The sequence below is a fragment of the Sphingomonas sp. genome, assembly GCF_025353885.1.
Lineage (GTDB): Bacteria > Pseudomonadota > Alphaproteobacteria > Sphingomonadales > Sphingomonadaceae > Sphingomonas_O.
This window is the reverse complement of the sequence record NZ_JANXNX010000034.1, coordinates 1-9,167: the sequence shown is the minus strand read 5'-3', so window position 1 is coordinate 9,167 and position 9,167 is coordinate 1. Positions and strand designations below refer to the sequence as shown.

At 63.4% G+C, this 9,167-nt stretch carries 8 protein-coding genes; 5 read left to right on the top strand and 3 right to left on the bottom strand.

The annotated features are described in order from the left end of the window. The first annotated feature begins 22 nt into the window (after positions 1-22). Positions 23-1,219: an aminotransferase class I/II-fold pyridoxal phosphate-dependent enzyme gene (locus Q0R02_RS04010; RefSeq protein WP_293881074.1), complete on the top strand. Its 1,197-nt coding sequence runs from the start codon at positions 23-25 to the stop codon at positions 1,217-1,219. A gap of 47 nt (positions 1,220-1,266) precedes the next feature. Continuing rightward, positions 1,267-3,216, top strand: coding sequence for an ATP-binding protein (locus Q0R02_RS04005; RefSeq protein WP_293881072.1), 1,950 nt, complete (start codon positions 1,267-1,269; stop codon positions 3,214-3,216). 13 nt (positions 3,217-3,229) lie between these two features. Here Q0R02_RS04005 and Q0R02_RS04000 read toward each other — a convergent pair whose 3' ends face one another. From Q0R02_RS04000 to Q0R02_RS03990, 3 genes are read right to left on the bottom strand one after another with little or no spacing between them, the layout of a single operon-like run. Then, the gene (locus Q0R02_RS04000) at positions 3,230-4,093 is read right to left on the bottom strand and encodes a hypothetical protein (RefSeq protein WP_293881070.1); all 864 of its coding nucleotides are present in this window, start codon (positions 4,091-4,093) and stop codon (positions 3,230-3,232) included. After that, complete coding sequence (locus Q0R02_RS03995) at positions 4,090-5,052, bottom strand: diacylglycerol kinase family protein (RefSeq protein ID WP_293881068.1); 963 nt, start codon at positions 5,050-5,052, stop codon at positions 4,090-4,092. Before Q0R02_RS03995 ends, Q0R02_RS04000 begins: the two co-directional genes overlap by 4 nt. Further along, positions 5,052-5,564: a DUF2141 domain-containing protein gene (locus Q0R02_RS03990; protein WP_293881067.1), complete on the bottom strand. Its 513-nt coding sequence runs from the start codon at positions 5,562-5,564 to the stop codon at positions 5,052-5,054. The genes Q0R02_RS03995 and Q0R02_RS03990 overlap by 1 nt, the downstream gene beginning before the upstream one ends. A 119-nt stretch (positions 5,565-5,683) precedes the next feature. Between Q0R02_RS03990 and Q0R02_RS03985 the strand changes: the two genes are divergently transcribed. The 3 genes from Q0R02_RS03985 to Q0R02_RS03975 all read left to right on the top strand — a co-directional run bounded on the left by Q0R02_RS03985 (position 5,684) and on the right by Q0R02_RS03975 (position 8,840). Further along, a complete protein-coding gene (locus tag Q0R02_RS03985) occupies positions 5,684-6,937 on the top strand; it encodes an LptF/LptG family permease (RefSeq protein ID WP_293881065.1) in 1,254 nt (417 codons plus the stop codon). Beyond that, on the top strand, positions 6,937-8,031 hold the full coding sequence (gene lptG, locus Q0R02_RS03980) for an LPS export ABC transporter permease LptG (RefSeq protein WP_293881063.1): 1,095 nt from the start codon (positions 6,937-6,939) through the stop codon (positions 8,029-8,031). Before Q0R02_RS03985 ends, lptG begins: the two co-directional genes overlap by 1 nt. Before the next feature lie 422 nt (positions 8,032-8,453). Further along, positions 8,454-8,840 (top strand): VOC family protein, encoded by a 387-nt coding sequence (locus tag Q0R02_RS03975; RefSeq protein ID WP_293881061.1) that lies wholly within the window; start codon positions 8,454-8,456, stop codon positions 8,838-8,840. Positions 8,841-9,167 lie beyond the last annotated feature (327 nt).

Below are 9,167 nucleotides of genomic sequence, written 5' to 3'. Positions count from 1 at the left end.
GATAGCGCCCGAACGCGACCTGATGTCGAAGTTCGACGGCCTCATCGCCGAGCGCCAGGCGCTGCTCGATTCGGGCGTGACCGATCCGTTCGCGATCGTGATGGACGAGGTGAAGTCGCCGACCGAGGCGGTGATCGCTGGCCGCGACACGATCCTGCTCGGCACGTACAATTATATGGGCATGACCTTCGACCCCGACGTGATCCAGGCGGGCAAGGACGCGCTTGACCAGTACGGATCGGGCACCAATGGCAGCCGCATGCTCAACGGCACCTTCCGCGACCATATCGAGGTCGAGGATGCGTTGCGCGATTTCTACAACGTGTCGGGCGCGATCGTCTTTTCGACTGGCTATATGGCCAATCTCGGCATGATTTCGACACTCGCCGGCAAGGGCGAGTACGTCATCCTCGACGCCGACAGCCATGCCTCGATCTATGACGGATGCCAGCAGGGCAATGCCGAGATCGTGCGCTTCCGCCACAATTCGGTCGAGGATCTCGACAAGCGCCTCGGTCGCCTGCCTCCCGAGGCTGGCAAGCTCGTTATCCTCGAGGGCGTTTATTCGATGATGGGTGACGTCGCGCCGCTTCCGGAAATGGTCGCGGTCGCCAAAAAACACGGCTGCATGATCATGTGTGACGAGGCGCATGGCATGGGCTTTTTCGGGGCAAATGGGCGCGGCGTGTTCGAGGAGATGGGATGCGAGGGCGATATCGACTTCATCGTCGGCACCTTCAGTAAATCGGTCGGTACCGTCGGCGGATTCGTCGTGTCCAACCACCCGAAGTTTGAGGTCCTGCGCCTCGTCACCCGCCCCTATGTCTTCACCGCATCGCTGCCCCCCAGCGTCGTCGCGACCGCTGCGACGTCGATCCGCAAGCTGATGCACGCGGGCAACAAGCGCGCGCACCTGTGGGAAAATTCACGTCGCCTGCACGGTGGTTTGCGTGCACTCGGGTATCGGCTTGGCACCGAAATTCCGCAGTCGGCGATCATTGCGATCATCCTGGACGATCAGGCGCAGGCCGTCGCCTTGTGGCAATCCCTGCTGGAGGGCGGCGTCTATGTGAACCTTGCCCGTCCGCCTGCCACGCCCGCCGGAATGTTCCTGCTGCGGTGTTCGCTCTGTGCCGAACATTCGGCAACGGAGGTTGAAACCATCCTCGACCTGTTCGCAGTTTCGGGACGAGCGGTTGGTTGCATCGGCGCGGCCTGACCACGCCCCTTTTCACCCCCGTTTGCTTGATGTAGGTCAACCGCGACATGGGGAACGGTCTCAGCAAGGATGGCGCGCCGGGTCAGAGCTGGCGGACAGCGGGGTTGCTGCTTGCCGGACTGTTCGCCCTGGTCTCCATCGCAGCGCTTGTTTCCTCGCTTGTAATCGCCACGCGTCAGCGTGATGCCGCGCTCGGCTGGCAGCAGCATAGTTACGAGGTCATGATCCTCGCGCGCGAACTGGATGCGACGATGGCCAAGTCGGAGGCGACGCTCGGGCGGTTCGTCATCAGCGGTAACAAGGATGTCGGGCGCACCTATTTCGACGCTTGGCGGCGCGCGGGAACCCTGTTGGACAAGCTTACCAGCGAAACCCGCGACCGTCCCGAACAGCGCGCCTTGATCGGTGCGCTGCGTGACGCCTTTACCGTCCGTGGCGGCGAATTGTCCGATGTCGCGCTCCGCACCAACTATGGCCAGAACGACCAGGCGCTCTCGACCTATTACGAGGCGGGCAAGGCACCCAGCCTGGCGCGGCTGGATGGACTGCTGACCCGTATCATCGCCAATGAACGCGCGATCCTCGCCACCCGAACGTTGACCGCGGACAATACCGTCGCGCGGTCGAACCGGATTTCGGCCATCCTTGCGGCGGTCGGCCTGATCATCCTGCTGTGTGCGGCTTGGCTCGGACGCAGCGCATGGGCGGCGTGGCGCGACCGCCAGGACGAGGAGGAGCGCAATTCCGAACTGGAATATGCCGTCGCCGAACGGACCGGCGAACTCAGCGAGGCGAACGCCCGGCTGATCGCCGAGATGGGCGAACGCGAGATTGCCGAAGAACGGTTGCGACAGGCGCAAAAGATGGAGGCGGTCGGGCAGCTTACCGGAGGTATCGCGCACGATTTCAACAATATGCTGGGCGTCGTCATCGGCGGCATCGAATTGGCCCGCCGCCGGATCGATGAGCCCGCGCCCGAAATCGAACGCTATCTGGACAATGCCCTCGAAGGGGCAAACCGCGCTGCTGCCCTCACCAAGCGCCTGCTGTCTTTCGCCCGCGCCGAACCGCTGCTGCCGGTCGGGCTCTACTCAGACACGCTGGTTGGCGGCATGGCCGACATGCTGGACCGTACCTTGGGCGACACCATCCAGGTGGTCATCAGCGCGGGTGCGCGCTGGCCGATCTTCATCGACGCGCACCAGCTGGAAAACGCGCTGCTCAATCTGGCCGTCAACGCCCGCGACGCGATGGAGGGCGGCGGCACGCTGACCCTATCGACCGCCGACGTGAATCTGGTGGAGGGTGAGATCGCCGAGGCTCCGGCGGGCGACTATGTCCGCATTGCCGTCAGCGACACCGGTTCGGGGATGAGCGCCAACGTGCTGGAGCGCATTTTCGATCCGTTCTTCACAACCAAGACCGTTGGCAAGGGCACCGGCCTTGGGCTGTCGCAGATCTTCGGCTTCGTGCGTCAGTCGGACGGCGGCGTCGCGGCAACGTCCATGCCGGGACAGGGCACCACGGTATCGATTTTTCTGCCGCGTTACCGGGGCAATGTCGTGGCGATCGCCGACCAGGCCGCCCCCGCCGATGGACGCCCCCTCCATTCGGGCGTGGTGACGCTGGTGATCGAGGATGACCCACGCGTGTTGAATGCGACGGTCGACGCGCTGATCGAGCTTGGCCACGAACCGCTGCCGTGCGCATCCGCCGCCGAGGTCCCGGCGCTGCTGCGCGAACGCCGCGACATCGGCCTGATCGTCAGTGACGTGCTGATGCCCGGCGTCACCGGTCCCGAACTGGTCGCCGCGATCCACATCCTGCATCCCCAAATGCCGGTGCTGTTCGTCACCGGCTTCGCTGGCGATATCGAGGATCCGCAGGCGTTCGGCGGGCATGAGGTGTTGCGCAAGCCGTTCACCATCGGTCGCCTGGGCGACGCGGTCGCCCGCGTGCTGGACCGCGCGAACGCCGCGCAATCGCAGGCGGCCTAGGCGGGCGGTTCACTCAACGAACGGCGCCACTGCGCAACAATCGCGGCAACAGGCTTAACCCGCCTAGAATCGGAAACCGTCGCTGCCATGGCTTGATCGCGATCGCGGTTCCAGCGTGGCGATTGATCTTCCACGCCAGATAATCGATCCCGCCCGCAAATGTCGCCGTCGCCTTTGCCAGCCGCAGCACAGAGACGATCTTGCCCCGCCGCCGCAGCCTGGTCCAGCGCCGCTCGGCCTCCTGGTGCGTCGTCGGCGCGATCGAGATGACGGCTGCAAACCGCGCATAACGGTCGGGGTCGGCATCGACCACCGTCCCCGGCCGCGCTGTGCTTTCGGCCCGCAGTTCGGCGGCATAGGTCAATGCGAACCCGCGCCGCCAGACGGCCAGCGCGTCACCCTCGACCAGCGGTCGCGTTAGTGCCAGCAGCGTCGGCGCCGCTTTCGCCACCGCCCCAATCACCGCCTTGCGCGCCGCGTCGTCAGCCGCCCACGCCAGCCGCGAGGGTTGCGCGAACCGCGCCCACACCGACACCGTGTCGGCCCCGGCCCCGCACAGCCGCGCGAAATCGGCCTCACTCAACACCGCATATTTTGCCGCCAGTCCGTTGTGTGCGAACGGAAAGACATTGGGCGGGACAAGGCGGTTGGCAGTCGCGAGCCAGCGCCGGTCATAAGCCGCATCATAGTCCGACACGATCAGGTAGAAATCGAGCATCAGCCCGTCCAGTTCCCGTTCGCGCAGGCACGATCCATAGAACAGGACCGCCCGCGATGCCGTGCCGTATTTGTCCGCAAGGGCCCTGGCCATCCCCGCAACGGCGTCGACGACCGGCAAATCGAGTTCCTCCCCGACCAGCCGGGTCAGGTCGGTCACGCGGCCAGGCGCAGGAATGCCATGGGCTTGGTCGGGCGCAGCGTGATCGGCGCGCCGGGTCCGGTATGAAATATCTCGCCGTCCAGAATGACGCTGCTGCGGTCGCTCTCGATGCGGATATGGTCGCCATGCTCGACATGGACGCCGTTCATCTGCCGCGAGCCCAGCCGCCCCATCAGCGCGGCATGGATCGCTCGCATCAGGGCAATGGCCGACTGGTCGACCGCCATGAACTTCAGCCCGGGCCGGACCCCGCCCTCGGTCTTGCTGCCCAGCAACATCTTTTCCAGCGTGGTCACGATCATCAGTGCGAACCGGCCCGAAACCTGGCCGTCGCGCATCAGCGAAATCCGCATCGGCGACGGCAGCGGCGGCAGGAACTTTGCGCTCAACCCCGGGATCAGCGAAACGATGACCGCCAGCACCGTGATGAAATGGCTGATCCCATTGGACATCCCCAGCGGATAGATGACGTGGCGGCAGTAAAGGATCGAATCGGCCAGCCCTGCCCCGCCCAGGAACATCCCCAGCACCGGCGGGCGCCCGCCTTCGCTCAACGCGATCAGCTCCCGCCGCACGACATGGTCGTCGAGGTCAGATCCCGCCAGCTCCAGGATACGCGCAAGGCCAATGACAGGATCGCCCGTCGATCCCAGGTCGAGCGCGATCAGATTGGTCTTGCCGTTGGGCAGCACCGCGACCGGGGGCGGGTTGCCGTCGAAATAGTCGCCTTGGTGCAATTCGGTCAGCGTCGCCTGCACGGTCCCGTCACCACCGTTGATGACCAGCACGCGCGGGCGCACGCAGGCGATCGAGCGGAGCGCTTCGCCGATCTGGCTGACGTCTTCGACCTCGTAGTGGAACAGGTCGCCATGTTCGGCACAAAACTCGCGGATGCGCGGCAACAACGCCAGATTGCCCGTCGAACTGGGATTTGAAAGGAGTGCGACACGGGCCATCAATTATGACCCGCCGGACGGATGGCCACAGGACGGATGGAAAATCCGCTGCGATAATTCAGCACCACATCGATCGCGCGCGGACCCTGCCCAACGGGTACCGCAACGTTGGCAAAATCGGGTTTCAGTTTCAGCAGCGACAGCGCCGGATTGCGTGAGAAACCCGCACCGTCGTCCCACCCCGACTTGCCTTCGCCATCGACGTCGTGGCGGACGGCGATGCCGTAACGGCCCGGGCCAGGCACCGCGATGCACACGTCCATGGCACCCGACGGCGTGACAGCCAGTTCGATCCGGCGCAGCTTCTTGCCCTTTGCCAACCACTCGCCCGGCGTGCTGCTATAGACCTGCACGCGCACCATGCCTGTCCGCGCCTTGAACCCCTCGATCCGCACCAGCACCGCCGATGCCGCCGGATTGGTGCACACTGCGGCGTCCGAACCCAGAATTGCCGCGTGCGCAGGTGCCGCCAGCAAGGCGAGGGCGGCAAACGGTATGAAACGACTGTGCAACGGAACTGACCTCGACCTCGACAACGGTAACCCGACCAACGCAAACTGCGATAGGACCGGCCCCCGCCCCTGTTCTTTTTACTCGACGATGGTATTTGGGAGTGGTTTGCGGCCAAATAATGGTCAAGGGCTGGCGTAACTGGCCAATCGCGGTCGAGGAATGGCAAATATCCTATTTTCTTTCAGCCACGGACCGTTACCTGGCGCGCCTGATCATCGTTCCTCTGCTGTCGTCGCTGATTGTCGCGGCGATGCTGCTGGTGCTCGACCGGATGCTCCGCCTGTTCGATTTCGTCGCGTCGGAGGGTGGACCCGTCAGCGTCGTCTGGAAAATGCTGGCCAATTTGCTGCCCGAATATCTGTCGCTCGGCATCCCGATCGGCGTCATGCTCGGCATCCTGCTGGCGTTTCGAAAGATCGCGCTGTCCTCCGAACTCGACGTGCTGCTGGCGGTGGGGCAAAGCTATTGGCGGCTGCTGCGCGTACCGTTCATGTTCGCGGCTTTCTTTGCGCTGCTCAATCTCGCGATCCTCGGATTCGTCCAGCCTTACACCCGCTACGCCTATGAAGGACTGCGCTTCGAACTGCGCTCCGGAGCGCTGGGGGCATCGATAAAAGTCGGTGAATTTACCCGGCTCGGCAAGAACATGACCCTGCGGATCGAAAAGAGTGCCGACCAGGGCCGCCAGTTGAGCGGCATTTTCGTTATGGCCCGGCAAAGCGACGGCAAGTCGCTGGCGGTGACCGCGCAGACCGGACGGTTCCTGGCGACCGACGATCCCGATGTCATCATCCTGCGGTTGGGCAGCGGCACACTGATCAACAATGCGCCCGGTTTCAAGACGCCCCGCGTGCTGACGTTCGCGGCGCACGACCTGCCCATCGACCTGCCCAAGATCGAATCGTTTCGCGGCCGCGGCCAGGGCCAGCGGGAACTGACCCTGCCCGAACTGATCCGCATCGGCCGAAGCCCGAAGGCAACCCCAATTGTCGTCGCCGAAATGCGCTCGCAATTTCACTTCCGGCTGGTGCAGGTCGTGGTGATGCTGTTCCTGCCGATCCTGGCGATCGCGCTGGCGGTGCCGCCCAAACGCTCGACATCGGCGATTGGAGTGTTCCTGTCGATCGTCATGCTCGTCGCCTATTACAAGATCAACGAATATGCCGAGGGCATGGGGTCACTGGGCCTGGTCAATCCGGTCGCGGCGATCTGGGTGCCGTTCGCGCTTTTCATCGCGCTCGTCGGATGGATGTTCTACACGCTTGCCTATGTCCCCGGCGGCCAGCCGATCGGTGGCATCGACCGCATCTTCGGCAAATTGTTTGAAGGGGTTAAGGCCCTGTTCGCGCGCATCGTGAAAAGGCCGCGCTGATGCCCAGTTTCTTCCCTTCGCGGACACTGGCGCTTTATGTGGGCCGGATGTTCGTCATCCGCAGCTTTGCCGTCTTGGCGTTGTTGCTGCTGATCCTGCAAATGCTCGACCTGCTGAGTGAATCAGACAAGATCCTCGCGGTGAAGGGCAATGGCCAGCACGAAATCCTGACCTATGTCGGCCTCCGCCTGCCGCAACTCGCGCAACGCTTTCTGCCGTTTTGCGTCTTGCTGGGCACGCTCATTACCCTGGTCACGCTGAACCAGAACAGCGAAGTCGTGTCGATGAAGGCGGCGGGGCTGTCGGCGCAACAGGTGCTGGCGCCGCTGATCGTCGCAAGCATCGCCATCGCGGGCCTGTCGTTCGCGTTCAACGAACGCATCGTGACGCGATCTACCGCGACGCTCGACCGGTGGCAGGCCGCCTATTACGGAAAGATGCCGACAGGAGAGGAGGCGCAGGCCAATGTCTGGGTGCGCGCAGGGGACGACCTGATCCATGTCGACGAAGTGACCGGAAGCGGCGCGAAAACCACGCTGGCCGGGATCGAGATTTATACCCGAAAGAGCGGCGAACTGGCCGACATCCTGCGCGCACCGCGCGGGACGGCGGCGGCGGGTGGCGGCTGGACGCTGACCGATGCCACCCTGTTCGACGCCGCCTCGGGCGCAGTCCGCCAGATTGGGGCTCTGACGATCGGCAGGACGATCCGGTCGGACCAGTTCACATTGTCCAACGTCGACGGTGCCGGACTGTCGCTGCTGCAACTGAACGCCGTGATCGACGAACTGCAAGCCGCCGGTCGCCCGGTCGCTCCGCTCCAGTCGCTGTTGTGGCACAAGATTTCGGGGCCGTTGTCCACCGTCCTGATGCCACTGCTGGGCGCGGTCGCGGCGTTCGGACTTGCCCGATCGGGTGCGCTGTTCGTCCGCGCAGTCATCGGCATGGGCCTTGGCTTTGCCTATTTCGTTGCCGACAATTTCGGGCTGGCGATGGGCAATCTGGGTGCTTACCCACCCCTGCTGGCGGCGTGGGGACCGTTCGTCCTGTTCCTGCTGATCGGCGAAGCGGTGCTGATCCGAACCGAGGAATGAGGGCGGGGGTGAACGGGTTTGGGCTGGATTTATGGGTGGGGGGTGCGCAGTCCTTCTCGCATTACTTCTAGCGTTAAAGCTGACCACCGTGGGAATCGGGCGCGTAAGAAAGCGCGCCAGTCGATCAAGCATTTGCCACCGCCTTGTTCCCGTTCAGACCGGGTTAGGCACCAGATAGCCATTCGCGGTATGACGGCTACCGACAACATTTCGGCCGTTGCGCCCATTCGGGCAACATTAAAAGCAGACCTTCCGACACCGATTTCTGACACCTACAACCCCGCAGAAAGTCGTGAGCCAGACGGTTGTGTCAAAACCGACCGGTTGTGACACTTCGCGAGTTCGCATGAATGGCTGGCGCTTTGCGCAAGCGCTATTTACGTTTGCCGCCCCAGAGGCAACGCAGTCGGAAGGGCAACAATATGATCGACCACACGGGCATCGGAGTTTCTGACGTCGCGCGCTCCGCAACCTTCTATGATGCCGCGCTTGGGGCATTAGGATTGCGTCGGGTTCTTCAACCCCCTGACAATGTAGGGTCCGATGGTGTTGGCTATGGAACTGATTACCCGATATTCTGGATTGATAAGTTCCATCCTTCGGGTCAGCATTACCACACAGCCTTCTCCGCCAGAAATCGCGAGGAGGTCGATGCGTTTCATGCCGCAGCGCTTGGTGCCGGTGGACGGGACAATGGAGCGCCTGGGCTTCGCGAAACGCCGCCTGCCATTATGCCAAAAGGCTATTACGCAGCCTTCGTGCTCGATCCCGATGGTAATAATATCGAAGCCGTCTTCCGCGAGCCATGACATCCGCATGGTGCGCTGCCTTACGACACCACGGTGTCACAACCGAACGGTTGTGACACCGCCACTAATGTCCGCTTTTGCCCCTTCATACTTGAATAGCAGACGGTCAGCACTCCCCCCACCGGCCGCCATGCGCTATGGCTGAAACCAACGCTTTTCGATGATTGTCGACGCCAACGGCCTAAACCGGCCCCACGCCCACCGTTCCAGCCCACCAGTCCGCGCTCGATTTCGCGGCTAACGCGTCATACCCTCCGCCGCATCGTGCTCCGCATCAGGCTGTGGACCAGCCCCGGCAGCCCGGCATAGCTGGCCTTGTGATAAGGC